At 64.9% G+C, this 22894-nt stretch carries 21 protein-coding genes; 6 read left to right on the top strand and 15 right to left on the bottom strand.

The window, feature by feature from the left end:
• Positions 1-6 precede the first annotated feature (6 nt).
• The 4 genes from FB481_RS09285 to folE2 all read right to left on the bottom strand — a co-directional run bounded on the left by FB481_RS09285 (position 7) and on the right by folE2 (position 4048).
• A complete protein-coding gene (locus FB481_RS09285) occupies positions 7-1488 on the bottom strand; it encodes an aldehyde dehydrogenase (RefSeq protein ID WP_093500926.1) in 1482 nt (493 codons plus the stop codon).
• Positions 1485-2318: an alpha/beta fold hydrolase gene (locus FB481_RS09280; RefSeq protein WP_093500924.1), complete on the bottom strand. Its 834-nt coding sequence runs from the start codon at positions 2316-2318 to the stop codon at positions 1485-1487. The genes FB481_RS09285 and FB481_RS09280 overlap by 4 nt, the downstream gene beginning before the upstream one ends.
• Before the next feature lie 13 nt (positions 2319-2331).
• Positions 2332-2922, bottom strand: a complete 591-nt coding sequence (locus tag FB481_RS09275; protein ID WP_013789229.1) for an amino acid synthesis family protein — start codon at positions 2920-2922, stop codon at positions 2332-2334.
• A gap of 232 nt (positions 2923-3154) precedes the next feature.
• On the bottom strand, positions 3155-4048 hold the full coding sequence (folE2, locus tag FB481_RS09270) for a GTP cyclohydrolase FolE2 (protein ID WP_147176159.1): 894 nt from the start codon (positions 4046-4048) through the stop codon (positions 3155-3157).
• A 79-nt stretch (positions 4049-4127) separates the two neighbouring features.
• On the opposite strand from folE2, the gene dksA reads away from it, so the two are divergent.
• Genes dksA through FB481_RS09255 form a run of 3 tightly spaced genes read left to right on the top strand, consistent with a single transcriptional unit; the run spans position 4128 to position 6406 of the window.
• Positions 4128-4532, top strand: a complete 405-nt coding sequence (dksA, locus tag FB481_RS09265) for an RNA polymerase-binding protein DksA (RefSeq protein ID WP_093506533.1) — start codon at positions 4128-4130, stop codon at positions 4530-4532.
• Between the two features lie 27 nt (positions 4533-4559).
• Complete coding sequence (gene zigA / locus FB481_RS09260) at positions 4560-5762, top strand: zinc metallochaperone GTPase ZigA (RefSeq protein WP_147176158.1); 1203 nt, start codon at positions 4560-4562, stop codon at positions 5760-5762.
• A complete protein-coding gene (locus tag FB481_RS09255; protein WP_147176157.1) occupies positions 5762-6406 on the top strand; it encodes a DUF1826 domain-containing protein in 645 nt (214 codons plus the stop codon). The genes zigA and FB481_RS09255 overlap by 1 nt, the downstream gene beginning before the upstream one ends.
• 110 nt (positions 6407-6516) lie before the next feature.
• Here FB481_RS09255 and FB481_RS09250 read toward each other — a convergent pair whose 3' ends face one another.
• Positions 6517-6870: an NADH:ubiquinone oxidoreductase gene (locus FB481_RS09250; RefSeq protein ID WP_093506539.1), complete on the bottom strand. Its 354-nt coding sequence runs from the start codon at positions 6868-6870 to the stop codon at positions 6517-6519.
• A gap of 98 nt (positions 6871-6968) precedes the next feature.
• On the opposite strand from FB481_RS09250, the gene FB481_RS09245 reads away from it, so the two are divergent.
• The gene (locus tag FB481_RS09245) at positions 6969-7922 is read left to right on the top strand and encodes a GTP-binding protein (RefSeq protein WP_147176156.1); all 954 of its coding nucleotides are present in this window, start codon (positions 6969-6971) and stop codon (positions 7920-7922) included.
• A gap of 10 nt (positions 7923-7932) precedes the next feature.
• On the opposite strand, the gene FB481_RS09240 is transcribed toward FB481_RS09245, so the two are convergent.
• The 7 genes from FB481_RS09240 to FB481_RS09210 form a co-directional block, all read right to left on the bottom strand.
• A complete protein-coding gene (locus tag FB481_RS09240) occupies positions 7933-9150 on the bottom strand; it encodes a hypothetical protein (RefSeq protein ID WP_147176155.1) in 1218 nt (405 codons plus the stop codon).
• A 104-nt stretch (positions 9151-9254) separates the two neighbouring features.
• The gene (locus FB481_RS09235; protein WP_147176154.1) at positions 9255-10559 is read right to left on the bottom strand and encodes an MFS transporter; all 1305 of its coding nucleotides are present in this window, start codon (positions 10557-10559) and stop codon (positions 9255-9257) included.
• Positions 10560-10756: 197 nt separating this feature from the next.
• Positions 10757-12094: a sigma-54 dependent transcriptional regulator gene (locus FB481_RS09230; protein WP_147176153.1), complete on the bottom strand. Its 1338-nt coding sequence runs from the start codon at positions 12092-12094 to the stop codon at positions 10757-10759.
• A complete protein-coding gene (locus FB481_RS09225) occupies positions 12091-13854 on the bottom strand; it encodes an ATP-binding protein (RefSeq protein WP_147176152.1) in 1764 nt (587 codons plus the stop codon). The genes FB481_RS09230 and FB481_RS09225 overlap by 4 nt, the downstream gene beginning before the upstream one ends.
• A 56-nt stretch (positions 13855-13910) precedes the next feature.
• On the bottom strand, positions 13911-14345 hold the full coding sequence (locus FB481_RS09220; RefSeq protein ID WP_147176151.1) for a DUF3301 domain-containing protein: 435 nt from the start codon (positions 14343-14345) through the stop codon (positions 13911-13913).
• A gap of 89 nt (positions 14346-14434) precedes the next feature.
• Positions 14435-16159 (bottom strand): YbaL family putative K(+) efflux transporter, encoded by a 1725-nt coding sequence (gene ybaL / locus FB481_RS09215; RefSeq protein WP_147176150.1) that lies wholly within the window; start codon positions 16157-16159, stop codon positions 14435-14437.
• Positions 16160-16344: 185 nt separating this feature from the next.
• Entirely contained in the window at positions 16345-16827 is a 483-nt protein-coding gene (locus FB481_RS09210) for an acyl-CoA thioesterase (RefSeq protein ID WP_075929089.1), read from the bottom strand.
• Positions 16828-16977: 150 nt separating this feature from the next.
• Between FB481_RS09210 and FB481_RS09205 the strand changes: the two genes are divergently transcribed.
• Both FB481_RS09205 and FB481_RS09200 read left to right on the top strand, forming a co-directional pair.
• Positions 16978-17727 carry a tetratricopeptide repeat protein gene (locus tag FB481_RS09205; protein WP_147176149.1) on the top strand — a complete coding sequence of 250 codons (750 nt, stop codon included), beginning with the start codon at positions 16978-16980 and terminating at the stop codon, positions 17725-17727.
• Between the two features lie 273 nt (positions 17728-18000).
• Positions 18001-19764: a cation:proton antiporter gene (locus FB481_RS09200; RefSeq protein ID WP_093506559.1), complete on the top strand. Its 1764-nt coding sequence runs from the start codon at positions 18001-18003 to the stop codon at positions 19762-19764.
• A gap of 160 nt (positions 19765-19924) precedes the next feature.
• Here the strand turns inward: FB481_RS09200 and FB481_RS09195 are convergent, their stop codons facing one another.
• The 3 genes from FB481_RS09195 to FB481_RS09185 form a co-directional block, all read right to left on the bottom strand.
• A complete protein-coding gene (locus FB481_RS09195; RefSeq protein WP_013789246.1) occupies positions 19925-20332 on the bottom strand; it encodes an SMI1/KNR4 family protein in 408 nt (135 codons plus the stop codon).
• 278 nt (positions 20333-20610) lie between these two features.
• The gene (locus tag FB481_RS09190; RefSeq protein ID WP_147176148.1) at positions 20611-21468 is read right to left on the bottom strand and encodes a Tim44 domain-containing protein; all 858 of its coding nucleotides are present in this window, start codon (positions 21466-21468) and stop codon (positions 20611-20613) included.
• Positions 21469-21649: 181 nt separating this feature from the next.
• Positions 21650-22747, bottom strand: coding sequence for a TRAP transporter substrate-binding protein (locus tag FB481_RS09185; protein WP_093506563.1), 1098 nt, complete (start codon positions 22745-22747; stop codon positions 21650-21652).
• Positions 22748-22894: the final 147 nt, after the last annotated feature.

Genomic DNA, 22894 nt, shown 5'->3' with positions numbered 1-22894 from the left:
ATGCGCTCAGCGCATCACGAACGGGTCGGGCATCGGCGCTTGCGACAGGTTGATCCACACCGTTTTCAGCTCGGTGTAGGCCAGCACCGAATCGATGCCGCTTTCACGGCCGTAGCCGCTGTTCTTGAAACCGCCGATCGGTGCCATGGCCGATACGGCGCGGTAGGTGTTGACCCAGATGATGCCCGAGCGCACGCCTTTGGCCATGCGGTGGGCGCGACCCAGGTCGCGGGTCCAGATGCCGGCGGCGAGGCCGAACTGCGAGTCGTTGGCCATGGCCAGGGCGTCGGCTTCGTCCTTGAAACGAATCACCGAGGCGACCGGGCCGAAGACCTCTTCCTGCATGATGGTCATCGAGTGGCTGTCGCATTCGAACAGGGTCGGCTCGTAGTACCAGCCTTCGCCGTCGACCTGCGGACGTTTGCCACCCAGGCGCAGTTTCGCACCTTCGGCCACGGCTGTGGCGACCAGGCCTTCGACTACCGCCAGTTGCTGGGCGGTGGCCATGGGGCCCATTTCGCTGGCGTCGTCCTGCGGGTTGCCGATGCGGATGCGCTTGGCACGCTCGACCAGGCGCTCGACGAATTCGTCGTAGATGCTGTCCTGCACCAGCAGGCGCGAGCCGGCCACGCAGCTCTGCCCGGAGGCGGCGTAGATGCCGGCGACCACGCCGTTGATGGCGCTGTCCAGGTCGGCATCGGCGAAGATGATGTTCGGCGATTTGCCACCCAGCTCCAGCGACAGCTTGGCGAAGTTCTCGGCACTGGCGCGCACCACATGGCGGGCAGTGGCAGCGCCGCCGGTGAAGGCGATCTTGCGCACCAGCGGGTGGCTGGTCAGCGCCGCGCCGGTGGTTGGCCCGTAGCCGGTGACCACGTTGACCACCCCGGCTGGGAAGCCGGCTTCGAGGGCCAGGCGGGCCAGTTCGAGAATGGTCGCCGAGGCGTGTTCCGAGGGCTTGAGCACGATGGTGTTGCCGGCGGCCAGGGCCGGGGCGAGCTTGATCGCGGTCAGGTACAGCGGGCTATTCCAGGGGATGATCCCAGCCACCACGCCAATCGGTTCGTGGGTGGTGTAGGCGAACATGTCCGGCTTGTCGAGGGGCAGGGTGCCGCCTTCGAGCTTGTCGGCCAGGCCCGCGGTGTAGTGGAAGAACTCCGGCAGGTAGCCGACCTGGCCGCGGGTTTCGCGAATCAGCTTGCCGTTGTCGCGGCTTTCCAACTGGGCCAGGGCTTCCTTGTTTTCGGCGATCAGGTCACCGAGGCGGCGCAGCAGCTTGCCCCGGGCGGTGGCACTGAGGCCACGCCAGGCCGGGTTCTCGAAGGCTGCCTGGGCGGCCTGCACGGCGCGCTCGACGTCTTCGCCGGCGGCGTCGGGCAGCACGGCCCAGGCCTGGGCGCGGGCCGGGTCGAAGCTCTCGAAGGTCTTGCCCGATTGCGCGTCGACCCACTGGCCGTCAATGCACATCTGATAGCGTGCGAGTGTCATGCGACGATCCCCTTGGCGGTGTCTTGCAGCTGGCAGGCCTCTTCCAGGAATTCCAGCAGCATCTGGTTGACCAGGCGCGGCGATTCCACCGGCATCATATGCCGTTGCTCGGCCAGCACCACGGCGCGCGCGCCGGGAATGCACTGCGCCAGCTGTTCGGCCATCTGCGGCGTGGAGCCCGGGTCGAGCTCGCCGGTGGCGATCAGCGTCGGCACCTGGATTTCGGCCAGGTCGTCGGCGCGGTACATGTCCTGGGTGGCGAACAGCGTATAGGTGGTCAGGTAACCCTGGGCGTCGTTGCCGGCCAGGGTCTGGCGAATGGCGGCGATCTGCGCCGGGTTGGCGGCCTGGTACTCACGGCTGAACCAGCGCGACAGCGCCGCTTCGGCGTTGGCGTCCGGGCCATGTTCGGCAGCCTGGGCGGTGCGCGCGATGACGCCGGCGCGCTGCTCTGGGCTGCGGTTGAACACGCTGTTGAGCACCACCAGGGCGCCGATGCGCTGCGGGTAGTGCAGCGCGAAGGCGCGGGCTACCAAGCCGCCCATGGAGAAGCCGATCACCATGGCCTGCGGCAGGCCGAGGTGGTCGAGCAATTCACGCAACTGGTCGGCGTAACCGGCCAGGTCGGTGTCTACCGCGGGGCGCGGGCTGTCGCCGTGGCCGAGCATGTCGTAGACGATGACCTGGAAATGCTGGGCCAGGCCGACGACCTGGCCGCCCCACATGTCTTTGTTCAGGCCCACACCGTGGATCAATACCACGGGTTGGCCCTGGCCGATCACCCGGTAACTGGTGCCGGCGGGGGTACGTTCAGCGAGTTGCCGAATCATGGCCTGCTCCCGATTACTGCGCCTTCTCGGCCGCCAGTTCTTCCAGATCGATATAACGGTTGCCGATGCGCGGGTGCAGGCGACCACCGTCGGCGGCACCCAGCACCACGACGATCTCGTCGGCGCGCGGGGCGTCTTCGATCTGCATTTCCAGGGTGATGTAGTGCGAGCGCAGGCCTTCGTCGTCCTTGTGCATCATCGGAATCTGGATCGAGGTACCCGGGCCGCCACGCTTGTTGGTGAACGACAGGTAGCTCTTGGCCTTCACCGCCTCGCGGTAGTGGTTGCCGAAACGCAGGGTGTGGATGACGGCGGAGGCGTGTTCGATTTCACCGTCGGCGCCGACCACGGCGGCCTTGCCGTAGGCTTCGATCTTGTCAGCGCCGCCGATGGCAGCGGTCAGGCGCGCGACCATCAGTTCACCGAGGGCGGAGCAGTTGGCCTTGATCTGCGGCTTGAGGTCTTCGACGAAGCCATTGCCAACCCACGGGTTCTTGATCACGACGGCCAGGCCGACCATGGTGACCGGCTTGTCGGTCGCCTTGCCACCTTCGATCAGGGTTTCCTCTGTGTAGCTGACGATCTTGCGAATCTCGAAACTCATGGCAGTTCCTCGGCTGGTTGGTGTTGGGTATTATGGTATACCAGAATACACAATATGCAAGCATTGCCGAATCCCAGGCGTGACGGTGCCTTGGCGCTTTAGCTGCGAGGTTGCGCCGCTCGAAAAATGGTCGTTATCGGTGGTTTAGGTAGGGGGAGGGCGTGTGGTACGGCTCAGGGCGCCGCCATCAGAAATGAGCGCCCCCTTTTGGTGATCAGCAGTGCTGCTGAGCTCAGCACCAGCCGTGGCTGGCTGATGCCACCGCATCATGGGCGTGCAGGCTTTCGGCGTGGGTCACCTGGATATGGAACGCGTCGATGCCCGGCATCTTCAACAACGCTTGGTACAGCCGGCGGGCGGCGTCCTCGCAGAACATCAGATTCTGGCCGTTGGCCAGAGCAAAGGCCTGTTCGTCCGCGCGTTTGACGGCGGTTTGTACGGCGGTGCCCAGGGTGGCTTCGGCACTATCGAGCAGGGCCAGAAAAGGCAGGTCGTTGGCCTCGTCAGGTAAGCGCACGCGGATGTTCGCGTCGCTGCGCTGGCTGTGGGGCGTGGCAACGATACCGGTGCTGCCCAGCCAGGCGTGCAGGGCGTCGAAATCCAGCGGCCGGTTCGCGAAGTCGGCGGCGAAGCGCTGCTGGATCAATTGCCTGGCCAGGGCGGCGGAGCAGGGGCAGGTCGATGAATAGGCTACGCGCAGGCCCAGCTCCAAATGAAAGCCTGCAGGATCGAGGCGTGCATTGATGGTCAGCGGATAGGCCTTGTAGCCGGCCAGCGGGCTGACCAGCGCCGGGCGCGAGAGCAGCCAGTCGCCGCGCAGTTCCAGGTAGGCGCAGTGCGACAGGCCGTAGTGGCTGACCAGAAAGTTTTCCAGCACATAGCGCAGCAGGGCTGGCGACAGCGGTTCGCCCTGCAGCGCGGCCAGGGCCAGGTACAGGCGCGACATATGGATGCCACGGCTCTGGCCGTCATCCAGGCTGACGCCAGCGTCCACCTGGGCATTGATTGGTTGCTCGCCCAGCAGCACCGGTAGGGCGATGCCGCCCATACCTACCCAATCGAGTGGCACGTTGGCGTGAGCGCTGCGTTGTGCGGCGACATCGGGCAGCGTGGTCGAGTTGTTCATCGGCTTCCTCTGAATGTTCGGCATGACAATATTTGATTTAATGTTATGTTATAACAATTAAATCGAGTTCGAACCCACCATGACTGCCGATGAATTGCTGGCCCAGCCCGCCGAGGCCTACCTGAACGACGCTCAGCAGGCGTTTTTCCGTGACCTGCTCACCCACCAACGCAAGGAACTGCAGCAGCGCATCGACGACGAGTTCGGCGAGCTGCGCGAGCAGGAGCGCCCCGCCGACGAGGCCGATATCGCCAGCCGCGAAGAACAGCGCCAATGGCAACTGCGCCTGCTGGAGCGGGAAAAGAAGCTGCTCGACAAGATCGACCAGGCCCTCGAGCGCCTGGCTCGGGGCGAGTACGGCTGGTGTCGGGAAACCGGCGAGCCGATCGGCCTGCGGCGCCTGCTGCTGCGGCCTACCGCCACCCTGTGTATCGAAGCGAAAGAGCGCGAAGAACAGCGCGAACGCCACCAACGTGACCTGTGAACCCTGATGCCGATGAGGACCCCCGCCATGCCCGACCGCCTTCCCGTTACCGTGCTTTCCGGCTTTCTCGGGGCCGGCAAGAGCACCCTGCTCAACCATGTGCTGAAGAACCGCGATGGCCTGCGCGTCGCGGTGATCGTCAACGACATGAGTGAAATCAACATCGATGGCAGTGAGGTGCAGAAGGGTGTCAGCCTCAACCGCGCCGAAGAGAAGCTGGTCGAGATGAGCAACGGCTGCATCTGCTGCACCCTGCGCGAAGACCTGCTCGACGAGGTCAGCAAGCTGGCCCGTGATGGCCGCTTCGACTACCTGCTGATCGAGTCGACCGGCATTTCCGAGCCGCTGCCGGTGGCCGAGACCTTTACCTTTCGCGACGAGCAGGGCCAGAGCCTGGCCGACCTGGCACGGCTGGATACCTTGGTCACTGTGGTCGATGGGGTGAATTTCCTGCCCGACTTCCAGGCCGCGCAGAGCCTGGCCAGCCGCGGTGAAACCCTGGGCGAGGAAGACGAGCGCTCGATCACCGACCTGCTGATCGAGCAGATCGAGTTCGCCGACGTACTGCTGATCAGCAAGATCGACCTGATCAGCCAGGCCGAGCGCGAAGAGCTGACCGCCATCCTGCGCCGCCTCAACACCCGCGCCCGGATCGTGCCGATGAGCATGGGCGCGGTACCGCTGGAGGCCATTCTCAACACCGGCCTGTTCGACTTCGAGCGCGCTGCCGAGTCGCCCGGCTGGCTCAAGGAGTTGCGTGGCGAGCACGTACCGGAGACCGAGGAATACGGCATCGCATCCAGCGCCTACCGGGCGCGGCGGCCGTTCCACCCGCAGCGTTTCTTCGATTTCCTCAGCCGCGAATGGACCAATGGCCGGCTGCTGCGCTCCAAGGGCTTCTTCTGGCTGGCCAGCAAATATCAGGAGGCGGGCAGCTGGTCCCAGGCCGGCGGCCTGATGCGACATGGCCTAGCCGGGCGCTGGTGGCGCTTCGTGCCGAAGAGCCAGTGGCCCCAGGACGAGGAAGAACTCAAGGGCATCATCCGCCAGTGGGACAAGGCCAGCGGCGATTGCCGCCAGGAGCTGGTGTTCATCGGCCAGCACATCGACTTCGATCAGCTGCACGCCGAGCTGGACGCCTGCTTGCTGACCGACGCGGAAATGGCCGCCGGCACCGAGGCCTGGCGGCAGTTGCCCGACCCGTTCGGCCCCTGGCAGGAGGCCGCGTGATGCTGGCGCTGAAGATCAAACCGGCGCCACTGCAGGTCAGCAGCGAGCGCATCGACGTGTTGGGTGAGGCCCTGCGTGATGACGTCAACCTGGCGGTCTGGCAGCGCCAACTGCCCGAGCACCTCGCCGCATTCGCCTTCAGGCTGCTGGCTCAGGGTGAGCCGCTGGCTGAATCGCTGAGCATCGAGTTGGCCGACCCGGAAGCCGAGCCGGCGCTGCACGGGATGCTCAGCGGCTACAGCGATCTACCCGGCCAGGCGGCATTTCTGGCGGATGTGGCCTGGCTGGTACGTGCCTATGCCTGCCTGCTCGATGCGCGGCGTATCGGCCTGCGCCTGCGCGCGCTGGATGGCGCCATGTGCCCGCGCTTTCACGTCGACCATGTGCCGCTACGGCTGATCACCAGCTACGCCGGCCCCGGTAGCCAGTGGCTGGCCGAAGGCGAGCTGCCGCGTCAGCTGCTGGGCGGCACACAGGCGTTGCCGAGGGAGGGCGCGGTGGTCGAGCAGATCGGCTGTGGCCACGTGGCGCTGGTCAAGGGCGAGCGCTGGGTGGGCAACGAAGGGCGCGGGCTGATCCATCGCTCGCCGGCCTTGCCGGCCGGTGAGCGTCGCCTGCTGCTCACCCTGGACTGGCTGGCTTAATCGCGGGCAAAAAAATGCTGCGCCTGAGCGCAGCAACATCGCCACCGGGCCTGTCCGGCAGCCAAGAGAGACTGTATTAACGCCGATAGAGATGACGATTGAATGACGGCTCAGTAAGCCATCCACACACCCTTGCTCTGGCTTTCGCAGAAGGGCTTGAGGTAGGTGGCGTCTTCGGCGACGCCGTAGTAGTGGATGTCCTGCTGGTAAGGCGTGCCGCCCACCCGGGCGTTGCGGCACACACCGAAGGCGCCGACCGGGCATTGCTCGACGAAGCTGACATCGACCTTCTGGCCCTTGAGCTGCGGCTGACAGAAACCGGTGCGGAACAGGTTCGGCGGAATACTGCGATTCTGCTGGCAAACTTTCACGTCCAGCCGCTCGGCCTGGCTGTGCACCACGCAGGCTTCGCCCCAGGCCAGACCGGACAGACAACACAACAGCAGGGGCAGCAAACGGCGCATCGTGACGACTCCATTAGAGATGCGGCGACTTTAGGTGGGCCGCTCGATCAGCGCAAGCCGGGCTTTCCCCAGGGGCGCGGAGCCTTCACCATAGCGCCATGATGAAGCAGATCCCTACCCACCTGATCGCCGGCTCATTGGGCGCCGGCAAGACCAGCCTGATCCATCAGTTGCTGGCGCAGCGGCCTGCCCATGAGCGCTGGGCGGTGCTGATCAACGAGTTCGGGCAGATAGGTCTGGACGCCGCCCTGCTGGCTCGTGACGAAGATGGCCTGAGTTTCAGCGAGGTGGCCGGTGGCTGCCTGTGCTGCGTCAACGGTGTGCCGTTCCAGGTCGGCCTGGGCCGGCTGCTGCGCAAGGCCAAACCGGATCGGCTGTTCATCGAACCGTCTGGGCTCGGTCATCCGCTGAGCCTGCTCGAACAGCTTGGCCAGGTGCCCTGGGAAGGCGTGCTGGCCGTGCAACCCTTGGTGATGGTGCTCGACGCCGCTGCACTGGCTGCCGGTGAGCCGCTGGCGGGCAGCCAGCGTGAGGCATTGGCCCATGCCCGACTGCTGGTACTGAACAAGAGTGAGGGGCTGGATGACGCCAGCCGTGTGCGGCTGGAGGCCGAACTGCCGCTGGTACCGTACTGGACCAGCCAGGGCCGCCTACCGTTCGAGCGGCTGCCCCAGGCCGAAACGCGCGCGGCGGGTCCGGGCGGCGCGTTGCCCGATGGAGCACTCCCACCGTCTATGGTTTGGCGTAGCGCGGATGAGCCGATCTGCCTGATCCAGAATCAGCCCGAAGGCTGGAGCATCGGCTGGCGCTGGCACTCTAGCCAGCGCTTCGACCTGTTGGCCATCCAGCAATGGCTGGCGACGTTGCCCTGGCGGCGCGCCAAGCTGGTGCTGCACACCAATGCCGGCTGGCTGTCGGCCAATGCCTTGCAAGGCCAGGCGCTGCATTGGCAGAACAGCGAGTGGCGCAAGGATTCGCGGCTGGAGCTGATCTTCACCAATGCTCAGGACGAAGCGACATTGCGGGCCGGCATGGCGGCCTGCCGGCTCTAGATTCGCCAGCTCAGGGCGTCACCCGCGCCGGCGGTGCTCGCCAGGGTTCCGACAGCGGCGTGACATTATTCAGGTCGTAACGCTCCATGGCCGAGCCACAGGGTGCGGGCTGAGATAAGCCCTCTGGAATGCCGGTATTGGCGACGCCGAGGCGGTCATCGGCCAGTTCGATCTCCTGAAAGCGCTCGGCCAGCACCTGTCGGTCCTTGGTGATGTACAGCAGCACCCGCGGCAGACGCGCCTGTTTCTGCTGCTCGTCGGTCAGCGCCAGCGGCGGCAGGCTGACCGTGGCCTGGTGCCAGACGCCGGGTGCCTCGGCTTCCTGCCAGCGCACCTGCCAGGGCGCGTCGAGCGGCAGCAGGGCCGGCCCCAGGTTCGGGTAGCCGTGATAGCAGTCGCGGGTCGGTGGCAGCGCCCGGCCCCAGATATCCATGGCCAGCGCCTGGCCGTCGATCTCCACACGCACCAGGGTTTGCTCGCTGAGGTTGGCCGCCGATATCAGCACCGGCGCATGGCGCAGGCTGCGCGCGCGGCTGGTTTCCAGATTCGAGCTGCGGGCCAGGGCGGCGGCGACTTCGATGCGATCAGGGTAGTGGTAGAACTGGTAAACCAGCGGTAGCTCGTCGGCCGCGGGGTAGGGTGTGGTCATGCGCAGCGGCGCGGGTGCCAGGGTGTTTTCCTCGCTGCCGCCCAGTTGCCGGACGATGCTATCGACGTTGGCCTTCAGCCGGGTGCCTTCATAGGGAAAGCGGCCCTGGGCGATGGCTTGTTCGTCCGGCCAGCGGGTCCAGACCAGCAGGCGTTCGGGCTCACTGCCCGCCATCGGCAGGTTGGCGCTGCCGCCCGAGCTTGTGCTGGTGCCCGAGGCGTCTAGCCACAGGTCCTGGCCCGTCAGGTTGATGTGCACTTCGCTGATGGGCGGGTGCTGTGCGGAAAACGCCTGGCTGCCCAATTGCCCGGCCGTAAAGACCAGCGGCACGATCAGCACGGCGGCCAGGCTGGGCAGCAGTATCAGCGCGTGGGCCTGGCCGGGCATCGCGGCGCGGTCACGCCACAGATAGTAAGTCCAGGTGATTAGCAGCAGGCCGAGCAGCGGCAAGGCGAGATAGACGGCAGCCAGTACGGCGAGCATGGCGGCGCTGCTGTCGGTCAGCACCAGCAGGCCGAGGGTGGTGATCAGCAGCGCCGACAGGGCGCTCAACAGCAGGCCGAAGCCGTATCTCATCATGGTGAAGCGCCTGGGCAGTATCGACAGCGCGTCACGTTAAGCGATTTTCACCCTCACCCGGAATAGGTCGCGCCGCCGCCGTTGCGGCGGCGCGAGCAGGCGTATCAGTCGGTGGTGATCCGCGAGTGGGTGCGGGTGTCCTTCATGGTGATGTACACCAGCAGCGAGCAGGCGATGCAGCCGGTCACGTACCAGTAGAAGCCGCTCTCCATGCCCACGCTCTTGAACCACAGCGCCACGTACTCGGCGGTGCCGCCGAAGATCGACACGGTCAGCGCGTACGGCAGGCCGACGCCCAGGGCGCGGATCTCGGTGGGGAACAGCTCGGCTTTAACCACCGCGTTGATCGAGGTGTAGCCGCTGACGATGATCAGCGCTGCCATGATCAGGAAGAACGCGCCCCACCAGCTCTGCACCGTGTGCAGGGTAGTCAGGATCGGGTAGGTGAACAGCGTGCCCAGTACGCCGAAGGCGATCAGGATCGGGCGGCGGCCAATCTTGTCGGACAGCGCACCGACCAGCGGCTGCAGCAGCATGAACAGGAACAGCGTGGCCGCCGAGATCATGGTCGAGTCGTTCTTGCTCATGCCCACGGTGTTGACCAGGTACTTCTGCATGTAGGTGGTGTAGGTGTAGAAGGCCAGGGTACCGCCCATGGTCAGGCCGACCACGGTGAGCAGCTCCTTGGGATGGCGCAGCAGGGTGCGCATGATGTTTTCCTTCGGCGCCTCGGTCTTCTTGAACGAGTCGGTTTCTTCCATGCCGCGACGCAGATACATGGCCACTACCGCGCACAGCGCGCCGATCACGAAGGGTACGCGCCAGCCCCAGGTTTCCAGCTGTTCGACGGTCAGGGTCTGCTGCAGGACGATCAGCACCGCCAGGGCGATGAGCTGGCCGGAGATCAGCGTCACGTACTGGAAGCTGGAGAAGAAGCCGCGGCGCTCCTTGGTGGCCATCTCCGAGAGGTAGGTGGCCGAGGTGCCGTATTCGCCGCCGACCGACAGGCCCTGCAGCAAGCGGGCGACTACCAGCAATACTGGCGCGGCAACGCCGATGGTTTCATAGCTGGGCGTCAGGGCGATGATCAGCGAGCCGAAGCACATCATCAGTACCGAGGCCAGCAGCGCCGCCTTGCGGCCCTTGCGGTCGGCGTAGATGCCCATCAGCCAGCCGCCGATCGGGCGCATCAGGAAGCCCACGGCGAAGATCGCGGCGGTGTTGAGCAACTGGGCGGTCAGGTCGCCTTGCGGGAAGAAGGCCTTGGCAAAGTACAGGGAAAAGGCGGCGTAGACGTACCAGTCGTACCACTCGACCAGGTTGCCGACCGAACCGCTGAAAATCGATTTGACGCGTTGGGATGTGGTGCGCGTGGGCGCAGAGGCAGACAGCGTGCTGGTGCTTTCCATCGGGGAACCTCGATCTCGTCATTATTCTTGTACGCCGGAGACGGCGCTGGCAGGGCCTATTGCAGGGGCTGTGCCAGGGCGCGAAAGGCCCGTAGTACGGGGCTTTCGGCGAAATCGAAGGAGGACTTTCTAGCGAGAATCCGCCAGTACGGCTCGGCTGCTAGCGGAAAGTTGCCAGGTGCAGCTCAGCCGGCAGGTTACTGCTCGCTGTCGAGAAAGTCGGTGCGTAGCAGGCCGTGGCGCTGCATCTTCTCGTTCAAGGTACGGCGCGGCAGTTGCAGCAGTTCGGTGACCAGCTTCATGTCACCGTGGCAACTGGCCAGGGCCTCGCGCAGGCATTGCGCCTCGAAGGCCTCCATGCGCGCGCTGAGGGAGTTATCCACAGTGGCCGATTGGCTGGCCGAGGCGGGCAGCGCCAGCACGTGCCGCTCGGCAGCGTTGACCAGTTCGCGAACGTTGCCCGGCCAGTCATGGGCCAGCAGCTGGGCCAACAGCGCCGGAGTGACTGGCGGCAGCGGCCGCGCGAAGCGCTCGGCGATCTGTCGGGCGTGGTACTCGAACAGCAGCGGCACGTCCTCGCGATGCTCGCGCAATGCCGGCAGTTGCAGCTCGGCGACGTTGAGGCGGTAGAGCAGATCCTGGCGAAAGGTGCCCTCGCGCACGCGCTCATGCAGGTCCGGCTTGGTGGCGGTGACCACCCGCAAATCGAGGCTGATCACCTGGTTGGAGCCGAGCCGCTCCAGCTGGCGCTCCTGCAGTACGCGCAGCAACTTGACCTGCTGGCCCAGGGGCATGCTTTCGATTTCGTCGAGAAACAGGGTGCCGCCGTTGGCGTGTTCGATCTTGCCGATGCGTTTGCCCTGAGCGCCGGTAAAGGCGCCGCTTTCGTGGCCGAACAGCTCGCTCTCGAACAGGTTCTCCGGGATGGCCGCGCAGTTGAGCGCCACGAAGGGGCCTTTGGCGCGCGGTCCGAAGTCGTGCAGGCAGCGGGCGACCAGTTCCTTGCCGCTACCGGTTTCGCCGCGCATCAGCACGTTGGCGGGAGTTCGTGCCAGCTCCAGCACCTGGCGACGCAATTGCACCATGGTGGCGGACGAGCCGAGCAGGCGCCCGGCGAGCTCGTCCTTGTGCTCGACCTGCTGGCGCAACTGGTGGTTCTCGCGGGTCAGCTGGCGTTTCTCCAGGGCGCGGCGCAGGCTGCCGAGCAGGCGTTCCGGCGTGAACGGCTTCTCGATGAAGTCATAGGCGCCCAGGCGCATGGCTTCCACGGCCTGGGGCACGTCGCCGTGGGCCGAGACCAGCAGGAACGGCAGTTCGGGGTCGCGGGCCTGCACCTGCTCGAGCAGCGCAATGCCGTCCATGCCCGGCATGCGCAGGTCGCTGACCACCACGCCGGGGTAATCCTCGGGCAGCCGCTCCAGGCATTCGCGGCCGCTGGCGCACAGGTGTACCTCGAAGCCGGAGCGCTCCAGCCACTGGCGCACGGCGTCGCGGATCGGTGCTTCGTCGTCGACGAATATCACGCTGGGTTTCATGGCAGCTCCTGTGGGGCAGTGGCGGCGGGCAGGCGCAGGGTGAACCGCGCGCCGCCCTCTGGGCGGTTGGCGGCCTGCAGGTCGCCGTCCAGTTCGCGGACGATGGCGTAGGACACCGCCAGGCCAAGGCCCAGGCCGTCACCTACCGGTTTGGTGGTGAAGAAAGGATCGAACAGCTGGGGCAGGGCCTCGGCGGCGATACCGCTGCCGGTGTCGTCGACATGCAGCAACCAGTGATCACCGTCGAGCAAGAGTTCCAGGCTCAGGCGCGGCACCGGGCAGTCCTGCATGGCATCCAGCGCATTGCGAATCAGGTTGACCAGCACCTGTTCCAGGCGGATGGCATCACCGGCGACCCAGGCCGGCTGCTCGGGCGTGCGCTGGATCTGCACCGCAACGTCCCGCAGGCGCGGCTCCAGCAACTGCAGGGCCTTGTCGAGCACGGCGCCCAGTTCCAGGGTTTCGCGCAGGCCACCGGGGCTTTTGCGGGCATAGGTTTTCAGGTGGCCGGCCAGGGCGGCCATGCGCTGCAGCAGTTCCTCATGGCGCCCCAGCGACTGGCGCGCTTCTTCCAGTTCACCGTCGGCAAGGATCATGCGCAGCGTGCCGAGATGCACCTGCAGGGCGGTGAGCGGCTGGTTGATCTCATGGGCCAGCGCCGCCGACATCTGCCCCAGCGCCGCCAGCTTGGCCGCCTGAACGAGGCCGTCCTGGGCGGTACGCAGTGCTGCGGTACGCTGTTCGACCAGGGCCTGCAGCTCATCGGCGGTACGCTGGCGCAGGCGGGCGATGCGCCAGCGCTGGTGCAGCACCAGGCCCAGCAGGAACAGCGCCAGCCAGGTACCGCCTGCGGCCAGGGCCGCGGTGTAGCTGCTGCCGGCGAGGCTGCGGGTATCGCGTAGCAGGTGCAGGGTCCAGCCTTCGCTGGCCAGGTCCCGGGTTTCCCACAGGTAATCGCCGGCCAGTTCGCGGTTGACGACGTGCACCAGGCGACCGTCATCGCCCAGGGTCTGGCGCTGTTGATAACTCAGTGGTGCCAGCGGCTTCTTGTCGTACTGACGGGTGGCGGCGAGGGTCTCGTGCACCGGCGCGGCAATCGGCTGCAGCTCACGGTAGCGCCACGCCGGGCGGTTGGCGATGAAGGTGATGCCCTGTCGATCACTGACCAGCAACACGTGGGGGCTCTGGCTCCAGGCCTGCTCGATGCCGGGAAACTCCAGCTTGACCACCACGGTGCCGAGGAAGCGCCCGCGGCTGTCGCGCACCGCATGGGAGAGGAAGTAGCCGGGAATGCCGCTGGTCACGCCCACTGCGTAGAAGCGCCCGGTGTCGTGCTCACGAGCTTCGCTGAAGTAGGGGCGAAAGCTGTAGTCGTGGCCGACGTAGCTGGTCGGCAGGCGCCAGTTGCTGGCCGCGACGCCCAGGCCGTCGGCGTTCATCACCTGTAGCGTGGAGGAATGCGCGGCGGCATTGATGGCTTCGAGCTTGATGTTCAGGCGATGTTGCAGCACCGGGGTCAGTGGGCTTTGCAGCGCCTCCACCAGTTCCGGGTCGAGCGCGAGTACGGCAGGCAGGGCACGATAGCGGTCGATCAGCGTCTGCAGCGTGCCGGCGTAGGCAGCCAGTTGTTCCTGGGCCTGTAGCCCGGTCTCCTGCAGGCGCTGGCGCTCGGCCTGGCGTTCGGCCAGGTAGGCACTCAGGCACAGGCCGGCCAGCAACAGGGCGGTCAGCAGGACGATGCGCAGAGGGCGGGATGACATTGCAGCAGGTTCGCCAGGCAGGTGGACTGCCGACGATAGCACAGGGGCCAGGCCAGTCAGTCGCGCGAAGCGGGGTGATCGCGGCGCCATTGTTGCAGTTCGATCACCTGGCCGGTCTTGCGCGGCGCTGGTGCTGGCGCCGTTTCGACTACCGGTGGCAAGGCCTCTGGCGGCTCACGAAATGGATAGGGATCGAGCTCGATGGTGCCCACGTGGGCGCCGAACATGACGATGCGCCCGGCATGGCGCTGTTCGCCCGTTACCGTGAATTCGAAGCCGTAGACCCGCGCGAAGCGGCGATTGCCGCTGCCATCACGGACGATGCCGAAGCGCTGGAAGGCCACGTTGCCATCGAGCAACTCGATATCCAGCTTGGCGCAATGCTGCTTGACCCGGATCAGCGCGCGCTCGCGAATGCCGTGGCCGTGCCACAGCCAGGCGCCGCCGGCAGCGAGCAGCATCAGGATGAACAGGTTGCCGAGGGTCAGCATGGCAGGCGAACTCGTGACGAAGAGCGCCCAGCTTACCCGATCCACGGTGACAGTTGCCGCCGTGAATCGGGTGTTGGTCTGCCTGGGCGTCAGCTCGCCAGGCCGGGCGGGATGATCGGCAGCGGGGCAACCGGCGCGGGCGCCTGCAGGCCGAGACGCTCGAACATCACCCGGGCGATTTCCCGCTCGCCCATCACCACCAGATCGGCTTCGTGGGTCTGCAGATAGTCGACCTCATCATCGAAGTGAGCACGGGCGATGATGTCCAGATCGGCATTGGCCTGACGGCCGTGAATGGCGATCTGCCCGGCTTCCAGGCTGTTGGGGATGGCGATCATCAGCCAGCGTGCCGACGTGACGTTGGCCAACTCCAGCACGTGAGTGCTGGCGGCGTTGCCGAGCACCACGCTGAAGCCTTCCTCGCGCAACTCCTGGGCGCGGGTGCGGTTGTCGTCGATGATCACCAGCGGCACGCCTTCTTCGCGCAGGCGCCGGCTGATGCGGCTGCCCACACGGCCATGGCCGATGAGGATGGCGTGGCCGGTCTCGGTAATCGGGTGCAGGTCGTGGTCTTCGTCCGGCTCCACGGTGACCTGGTCCGCCGGCGTGGTGTTCTCGCGGCGGTCCAGCCACGGCTGCAGGCGGTCGATGACCAGGAACAGCAGCGGGTTGCAGAGGATCGACAGGATCGCGCCGGCCAGCACCAGGTCACGCGCCGCTTCCGGCACCAGATTCAGGCCGATGCCCAGGCCGATGAGGATGAACGAGAATTCGCCGATCTGCGCCAGGCTCACCGAAATGGTCAGCGCGGTGCTCAGCGGTTTGCGGAAGGCCAGCACGATCAGCATCGCCGCCAGCGACTTGCCGAGCACGATGACCAGGAAGGTGCCGATTACCAGCAGCGGCTGCTCGAGCAGGATCGCCGGGTTGAACAGCATGCCCACCGAAACGAAGAACAGCACCGCGAAGGCGTCGCGCAGCGGCAGCGAATCTTCGGCAGCCTTGTGGCTGTACTCCGACTCGTTGAGGATCATCCCGGCGAAGAACGCGCCGAGGGCGAAGGACACGCCGAACAGCTGCGCCGAGCCGTAGGCGATGCCCATGGCGATGGCCAGCACGGCGAGGGTGAACAGCTCGCGCGAACCGGTGCCGGCGCTGCGCTCCAGCAGCCAGGGAATGACCCGGCGGCCGACCACGATCATCAGCACCACGAAGGCGCTGACCTTGCCGAGGGTGATCAGCAACTGCATGCCGATGCTGCTGGAACCGTCGCCCTGGGGAATGCCGCCGAGCACCCCGGAAAGCGCCGGCAGGAGCACCAGGGCCAGAACCATCACCAGGTCCTCGACGATCAGCCAGCCGACGGCGATCTTGCCGCGGCGGGTGTCGATCAGCTGGCGCTCTTCGAGGGCGCGCAGCAGCACCACGGTACTGGCCACCGACAGCGCCAGGCCGAACACCAGGCCAGCACCCCAGCCCCAGCCCATCGCCCAGGACAGACCCATGCCCATCAGCGTGGCGACGGCGATCTGCACCACGGCACCGGGGATAGCGATGTGTTTGACCGACATCAGGTCTTTGAGCGAGAAGTGCAGGCCCACGCCGAACATCAGCAGGATCACGCCGATCTCGGAGATTTCGTGGGACAGCTCCTTGTCGGCAACGAAGCCGGGAGTGAAGGGGCCGACGATCACGCCAGCCAGCAGGTAGCCTACCAGTGGCGACAGGCGCAGGCGGTTGGCCAGGCTGCCGAACAGGTAGGCCAGCACGAAGCCGGCAGCGATCGTCGCAATCAAGGGTGTGTGATGCGGCATGCGGTCTCCTTGGTGAAGAGGGCCTGGCATGCCTGCGCGGCAGCGGATACCGCGCAGAACAGCGTAACGGCCAGGGTCGGATTGCCCGACCATAAAGACCGATATTTTATATTAAAATATTACTTATAACTAAAAGGTCTTTATACAAGATGTGTCGGCTTGCCTCGTCGGTGCTGTAGGCCGCGTCACGCGTCGCCTTTGAGCGCTCGGTAACGGTTTTCCAGTTCCTGGCGGATCTCTCGGCGTTGACGGCCCTGTTCGAAACGTCGGCGCTCCTCCGCGCTCTCCGGTTGACGAGGCGGCACTTCGGTGGATTTGCCGTTTTCGTCGACTGCCACCATGGTGAAGAAGCAACTGTTGGTGTGGCGCACCGAACGTTCACGGATGTTTTCGGTGATCACCTTGATGCCCACCTCCATGGAGGTGCGGCCGGTGTAGTTGACCGAGGCTAGGAAGGTCACCAGCTCACCGACGTGCACCGGCTCGCGGAAGGTCACCTGGTCCACCGACAGGGTGACCACGTAGCGCCCGGCATAACGGCTGGCGCAGGCGTAGGCCACCTCGTCGAGGTACTTGAGCAGGGTGCCGCCGTGTACATTGCCGGAAAAGTTGGCCATGTCCGGGGTCATCAGGACGGTCATCGTCAGTTGCGCGTTGCCGGGTTCCATAAGGTCTCGCTCATCAGGTGGACGGGGCGTGATTGTCGGCCGTCTGCGCGGCGTTGGCTGGTCGATTGTGTCTATGCGCTCGATTGCTGCAACGTATGTACCGGCATTTCACTCCTAGAGCCATAGTCTCTCACTCATTAGGACGATCCCATGACGCGCTCCGTTATCTGCCTGGCCCTGCTGCCCTTGTTCGCCGGCGTTGCCCAGGCCGCTCCCCAGCCTTGCGACAGCGTCAGCCTGTGCAATGCAGCCGGCACCGCGGCCTATCAGGCAGGCCGTTACGACGATGCCGCCGAAGCCTTCGAGCGGCAGCTGCGGCGTGCCGAGCAGCAGGATTCGGACAGCCTCGCAGCCCGTGAGCTGGCATTGAACAACCTGGTGGTGACCAGCCTGCGTCTCGAGCAGCCCGGCCAGGCCCGCGCCTGGCTGAACGTCGCCCTGGCCGATGGCATGCAGGGCACCGCCACGCGCAACAACCTGCGCGCGGTAGCCGCGGCCGTGGATTACCCGCAACTGGCCGCCAGCCTCGATGGTCGTTACCTGCGCTACGCCGGCGCGGCGGTATGGAGCAGCCTGGACATCAGCCGCCAGGCCGACGGCAGCTATCGAGCGAACTTTGCGCCACTACGGGCCGGCGGCAAGGTCGAGGAATATGGTCCGGCGGCCATCGGTACGTTGCAGGGCGCCTTGCAGGGTGACAAGGCCTATTACCGGTTGGCTTCGCCGGAGTTGCCTAATGGCTGCGCCGTCGAGCTGCTGCACGAAGGGCTCGATATCCAGGTGCTGGAGGTGATCGACCAGCGTTGCCAGGCGTACGGCGGCTTTGGCATCAGCGTGGCGGGTAGCTACCTGAAGGTCAGTGCCGAACCGCAGCCGCCCCGAGCGTCCATTCAGCAATAGCGCGCAAAGCCTTGTCGGTTGCCGCCAGCCGGTGACCTTGACGAGATGTCCGGCGTCTTTTCCCAGTGGTGCTGTAACGCGTACCAACTCGCGGTTTGCGGCAAATATTTCCGAATATTTCCACGCCGCGACGCGTCTGGCGCGGATGTTAACCTGCGATCAGCATGGCCCTGCACAGGGTCGATCTTCCCCCCTTCCAGCAGGCGCCAATGCGCCATCGAGCAACCGCCCGAGCGCGTTGCCGCCTGCCCAAAAACAAGGAGCCGTTTCCTCATGCATGCCATCAGCTTCATCCAGGATCTAGCGGTGATCATGCTGGTAGCCGGCGTGGTTACCGTGCTGTTCCACCGCTTCAAGCAACCGGTGGTGCTCGGCTATATCCTCGCCGGGTTCCTGATCGGCCCGCACACGCCGCCGTTCGGCCTGATCCACGATGAAGAAACCATCCGCACCCTGGCCGAGCTGGGGGTGATCTTCCTGATGTTCTGCCTGGGGCTGGAGTTCAGCCTGCGCAAGCTGTTCAACGTCGGTGCCACGGCGTTCATCGCCGCATTCCTGGAAATCATCCTGATGATCTGGATCGGTTTCGAGATCGGCCGCTATTTCGGCTGGAGCACCATGGACTCGCTGTTCCTCGGTGCGATCCTGGCGATTTCCTCGACCACCATCATCATCAAGGCGCTAGGCGACCTGAAGATGAAGAACGAGCGCTTCGCCCAACTGATCTTTGGCGTACTGATCGTCGAGGATATCCTCGGCATCGGCATCATCGCGCTGCTGTCCGGTATCGCCCTGAGCGGCACGGTCGAGACCGGCGAAGTGTTCGCCACTGTCGGCAAGCTGTCGCTGTTCATGATCGTAGCGCTGGTCATCGGCATCATCCTGGTGCCACGTATCCTGGCTTACGTGGCCAAGTTCGAAAGCAACGAGATGCTCCTGGTGGCGGTGCTGGGCATGTGCTTCGGTTTCTGCCTGCTGGTGGTCAAGCTGGAATACAGCATGGTGCTGGGTGCCTTCCTGATCGGTGCGATCATGGCCGAGTCGCGGCAGCTGCTGCAGATCGAGCGCCTGATCGAGCCGGTACGCGACATGTTCAGCGCGATCTTCTTCGTCGCCATCGGCCTGCTGCTCGACCCCAACGTGCTGGTCGAATACGCCTGGCCGATCGCGGTAATCACCGTGGCGGTGATCGTCGGCAAGGTGCTGTCGTGCAGCGTCGGCTCCTTTATCGCCGGCAACGACGGGCGCACCTCACTGCGCGTCGGCATGGGCCTGTCGCAGATTGGCGAGTTCTCCTTCATCATCGCCACCCTGGGCATGACCCTGCAGGTGACCAGCGACTTCCTCTACCCGGTCGCGGTCGCCGTCTCGGTGATCACCACCCTGACCACCCCCTACCTGATCCGCGCCGCCGATCCGCTGGCGGTGAGCCTCGGCAACGTGATGCCGCAGCGCGTATCGCGGGTGTTTTCGCTGTACGGTGAGTGGCTGCGCAGCATCCAGCCGCAAGGGCAGGGCGCGGTGCTGGCCGGCATGATCCGCAAGATCGTTCTGCAGGTGCTGGTCAACCTGGCCTTCGTGGTGGCGATCTTCCTCGGTATCGCCTTCTTCGCCGCGCAGATCGGTGCCTGGCTGGCCGAGTGGATCGACCAGGAGAACCTGCGCAAGGCGGTGATCTGGGGCGCGGCGCTGATCCTCTCGCTGCCGTGCCTGATCGCTGCTTATCGCAAGATCAAGGCACTCTCCATGCTGCTCGCCGAAATGGGCGTGCGCCAGGAGAAGGCCGGCCGCCACACGGCGCGGGTGCGCAAGGTGATTTCCGAGGTGATCCCGCTGCTGTCTCTGGTCGGCATCATGGTGCTGCTCACCGCGCTGTCGTCGAGCATCCTGCCGTCTAACGATATGCTGCTGTTGGTCGGCGTGGTCGCGGCCGGAGTGGTGGCCGTGCTGTGGCGCTGGTTCATTCGCGTGCACACGCGTCTGCAGATCGCCCTGTTCGAGACCCTCGACAAGCCGGAAACACCGGGGCATCACTGAAACGACAAGGGCGCCAGAAGGCGCCCTTTTTGTATTCCGTTACTCAATTTGTTCCCAGGTATCGCTGCGCTCAACCCGGGCTACAGAAAGAGTTCGCCTTGCGTAGTCTGGTGTTGAGCGCAGCGATACCCAGGGACGGTGATTGCCTAATGCCGACGAATCACTCCTCCAGCCAGACTTCCCGCACCCAATGCCAGACCGAGTCCCAGCTGTCGTCGGTGAGGTCTTCTTCCTCGCCGTCCCAGAGCAGCACGGTGCCGTCCTGTTCGACGCAGTAGTAATTGCCGCGGTCTTCGCAGATCGGCACCAGCTCGCGCGGCACACCCAGGGACCAGGCGACCGAGGCCACTTCGGGTAGGTAGGTGTGCGATTGCGGATCGGTGACGGTGACCGGCTCCAGGCGGCCGTACACCACGTCGCTGACCTTGAGCAGGAATTCGCGCAGCTCGAACGGCAGGTTGATGAGGATCTGCTCCTCAATCTCCACCAGCAGCTCCTCGTCAGGCAGTTCCAGCGGCACCGGCACCGGCTCGTTCAATTCACGCAGTTGTTCGATGACTTCTTCCACGGCGGCTCCACCTGAGTTCGGCGACTCTCATCAGATTCTGAAACGCACGAAGCCGACGCAGGCCCGACTGGCCTCGTCTGCTCTGCGGCTTCCTAGATAACGCAGCTTTTTACGCTGAATGGAAAATAGTCACAAGCCGTGCAAAGGCAAAACGCCATGTTGCGGCTTGCGACGGGTTTCGTATCCCGTTGGGTGCGATGAGCGCCTGGAGGTTCCGAAAACTGCAGTGCGAAAAAACAAAACCCGGGCAAGCCCGGGTTTTGTCTGTAAGTAGCGGCTCAGCCGTTCTGGCGGATACCGGCGACCAGCCAGGGCTGGTTTTCACCAACCACACGCTCCAGGCGCCAGCTTTCGCTGAAGGCTTCGCCCTGGTCGAAGCGCGAGGTCTTCGAGACACCGCTGAAGGTCAGGGTGGCAATGGTCTTGTCGGCGTGGTCGTCGACACCGTCCAGCTGCACCTCGAGGTTGTCGATGTAGGTGGACTGGAAGCCGTCACCCAGATCGGCGCGCTCGCGCTTGAGGAACTCCAGCAGTTGCGGGGTCACGAACTCGGCGATCTTGTCCATGTCGTTCGCGTCCCAGTGCTGCTGCAGGTTCAGGAAGTGCTCGCGACCAGCGTTGACGAAGCTTTCCTCGTTGAACCAGGCCGGTGCGTTGATCACCGGCTTGATGGCAGCCGCATTGCTGCCACCGAAGATCGACGGCTGAGCCGGCTGCGGCTGGCCGTGGGCCTCACGCTGGAACGGGGCACCACCGGCAGCGGCGACGTTCGGCTGCTGCTTCTGGCGACGGGCTGCCAGGAAGCGGAACAACAGAAAGGCGATCAGGCCGAAGATCAGCATGTCCATGATCTGCAGGCCTTCGAAGCCGTCACCCATGAACATCGACGCCAGCAGGCCGCCAGCGGCCAGGCCGGCCAGCGGGCCGAGCCAGCGCGAAGCACCGCTTGCGGCAGCCGGCGTACGGCCTGGCGCGGCGGCAGTGGAATTAGGCTGGGAAGGTGGGGTGGCCTGACGAGTCTGGTGGCTCGGCGCGGCGCCGAAGGATTTGCCGCCGCCCATACGCTTGGCGTCGGCAGTCAAACTGAAGGACAGGCCCAGGCAAATTACCAGGGCGATGCTGAGGAAACGCTGCATTATCGGTTTCTCTTGGTTGTTGAAACACTGACGGGCATCTTGCCCGGGGCTGATCGGCATGACCAGCAACAGAATGTTTCGAGCTTTTGCCCAGCGAGACGGCCTTTAGCAGGCCTGCTCACGATGGTGGGAAATGAAACGGAACCCGCTGGTTCCGTTTCATTGCGCATCCGCTGACGCCTCAGCGCCAGTTGTACAGTTCCTTCTCGGTCACCTCGCCCATCGGCGTGGCTTCGTCCTGGAAGGTCTTCATGGATTTCCAGATACGGCCATTGAGGTCGTTCTGGCTGGCCAGGTCTTCGAGTACGGTTTGCGACTCACGCTTCATCGCCGCCAGTACCTCGTCAGGGAAGCGCTTGATCGTCACGCCCTGTTCCTTCAACTGGGCCAGGGACTTGGCGTTGTGGAAGACGTAGTCGTCCATCATGTCCAGAGTCGCGGCGCGGGCGGCCTCGACGACGATGGCTTGCAGATCCGCCGGCAGGCTATCGAAAGCCTTCTGGTTGACCATCGACTCGACCACCGCCTGCGGCTCCTGCCAGCCCGGGAAGTAGTAGTACTTGGCTGCTTTATGCAGACCAAAGGCCAGGTCGTTGTAAGGGCTGACCCAGTCGGTGGCATCGATCACGTGGGTCTGCAGGGCGGTGAAGATCTCGCCGCCAGGCAGGTTGACGGTGATGGCGCCAAGTTTGGTCCAGACTTCACCACCGAGGCCTGGCATGCGGATCTTCAGGCCCTTGATGTCGTCCAGCGAGTTGATTTCCTTGTTGTACCAGCCGCCCATCTGCATGGTGGTGTTACCCGCCGACAGCGGCTTCACGCCGTAGGGCGCGTAGGTTTCGTCCCACAGGGCCTGACCGCCGCCCTTGCTCAGCCAGGCGTTCATTTCCAAGGTCGACAAGCCGAACGGCACCGACGAGAAGAACTGCGCGGCGGGCACCTTGCCTTTCCAATAATACGGCGTACCGTGGCCCATTTCGGCGGTGCCGCGCGATACCGCATCGAACACTTCCAAAGCCGGCACCAGCTCACCGGCGGCATAGACCTTGACGGTCAGGCGCCCGGCGCTCATGGCGTTGATACGCTCGGCCAGGCGCTCGGCGGCTGTGCCCAGGCCCGGGTAATTCTTCGGCCAGGAGGTGACCATCTTCCAGTGGAAGGTTTCGGCTTTTGCAGCGGTGGCGCCTTGCCCGGCAGCGGGCGTTTCTTCCTTGCAGCCGGCCAGACCGATGGCAGCGAGCAGCGCCATCGCGGCGCCGAACAGATTGCGGCGGTTCATGGTGTTCTCCCTTGAGTGTCGAGCAGCTTGCCCTGATTGCTTTTGTTATTGGCAGCCGTCCGTAATGGCGGCTGCCATGGTTGTAATCGTCGAGCTGACTTAGAGCGTGTTCACGATCTTCATGTCGGGGGCTTATCTATTTTGACT

Origin of the sequence: Pseudomonas sp. AG1028, assembly GCF_007993955.1 — a bacterium.
Lineage (GTDB): Bacteria > Pseudomonadota > Gammaproteobacteria > Pseudomonadales > Pseudomonadaceae > Aquipseudomonas > Aquipseudomonas straminea.
The sequence above is the reverse complement of the archived record's forward strand: the minus strand, read 5'-3'. Positions and strand labels throughout refer to the sequence as shown.

Bases quoted from the DNA above. Each gene is read 5' to 3' on its own strand.
- FB481_RS09285 (WP_093500926.1), bottom strand. From the start codon at position 1,488: ATGACACTCGCACGCTATCAGATGTGCATTGACGGCCAGTGGGTCGAC.
- FB481_RS09280 (WP_093500924.1), bottom strand. From the start codon at position 2,318: ATGATTCGGCAACTCGCTGAACGTACCCCCGCCGGCACCAGTTACCGG.
- FB481_RS09275 (WP_013789229.1), bottom strand. From the start codon at position 2,922: ATGAGTTTCGAGATTCGCAAGATCGTCAGCTACACAGAGGAAACCCTG.
- folE2 (WP_147176159.1), bottom strand. From the start codon at position 4,048: ATGAACAACTCGACCACGCTGCCCGATGTCGCCGCACAACGCAGCGCT.
- dksA (WP_093506533.1), top strand. From the start codon at position 4,128: ATGACTGCCGATGAATTGCTGGCCCAGCCCGCCGAGGCCTACCTGAAC.
- zigA (WP_147176158.1), top strand. From the start codon at position 4,560: ATGCCCGACCGCCTTCCCGTTACCGTGCTTTCCGGCTTTCTCGGGGCC.
- FB481_RS09255 (WP_147176157.1), top strand. From the start codon at position 5,762: ATGCTGGCGCTGAAGATCAAACCGGCGCCACTGCAGGTCAGCAGCGAG.
- FB481_RS09250 (WP_093506539.1), bottom strand. From the start codon at position 6,870: ATGCGCCGTTTGCTGCCCCTGCTGTTGTGTTGTCTGTCCGGTCTGGCC.
- FB481_RS09245 (WP_147176156.1), top strand. From the start codon at position 6,969: ATGATGAAGCAGATCCCTACCCACCTGATCGCCGGCTCATTGGGCGCC.
- FB481_RS09240 (WP_147176155.1), bottom strand. From the start codon at position 9,150: ATGATGAGATACGGCTTCGGCCTGCTGTTGAGCGCCCTGTCGGCGCTG.
- FB481_RS09235 (WP_147176154.1), bottom strand. From the start codon at position 10,559: ATGGAAAGCACCAGCACGCTGTCTGCCTCTGCGCCCACGCGCACCACA.
- FB481_RS09230 (WP_147176153.1), bottom strand. From the start codon at position 12,094: ATGAAACCCAGCGTGATATTCGTCGACGACGAAGCACCGATCCGCGAC.
- FB481_RS09225 (WP_147176152.1), bottom strand. From the start codon at position 13,854: ATGTCATCCCGCCCTCTGCGCATCGTCCTGCTGACCGCCCTGTTGCTG.
- FB481_RS09220 (WP_147176151.1), bottom strand. From the start codon at position 14,345: ATGCTGACCCTCGGCAACCTGTTCATCCTGATGCTGCTCGCTGCCGGC.
- ybaL (WP_147176150.1), bottom strand. From the start codon at position 16,159: ATGCCGCATCACACACCCTTGATTGCGACGATCGCTGCCGGCTTCGTG.
- FB481_RS09210 (WP_075929089.1), bottom strand. From the start codon at position 16,827: ATGGAACCCGGCAACGCGCAACTGACGATGACCGTCCTGATGACCCCG.
- FB481_RS09205 (WP_147176149.1), top strand. From the start codon at position 16,978: ATGACGCGCTCCGTTATCTGCCTGGCCCTGCTGCCCTTGTTCGCCGGC.
- FB481_RS09200 (WP_093506559.1), top strand. From the start codon at position 18,001: ATGCATGCCATCAGCTTCATCCAGGATCTAGCGGTGATCATGCTGGTA.
- FB481_RS09190 (WP_147176148.1), bottom strand. From the start codon at position 21,468: ATGCAGCGTTTCCTCAGCATCGCCCTGGTAATTTGCCTGGGCCTGTCC.
- FB481_RS09185 (WP_093506563.1), bottom strand. From the start codon at position 22,747: ATGAACCGCCGCAATCTGTTCGGCGCCGCGATGGCGCTGCTCGCTGCC.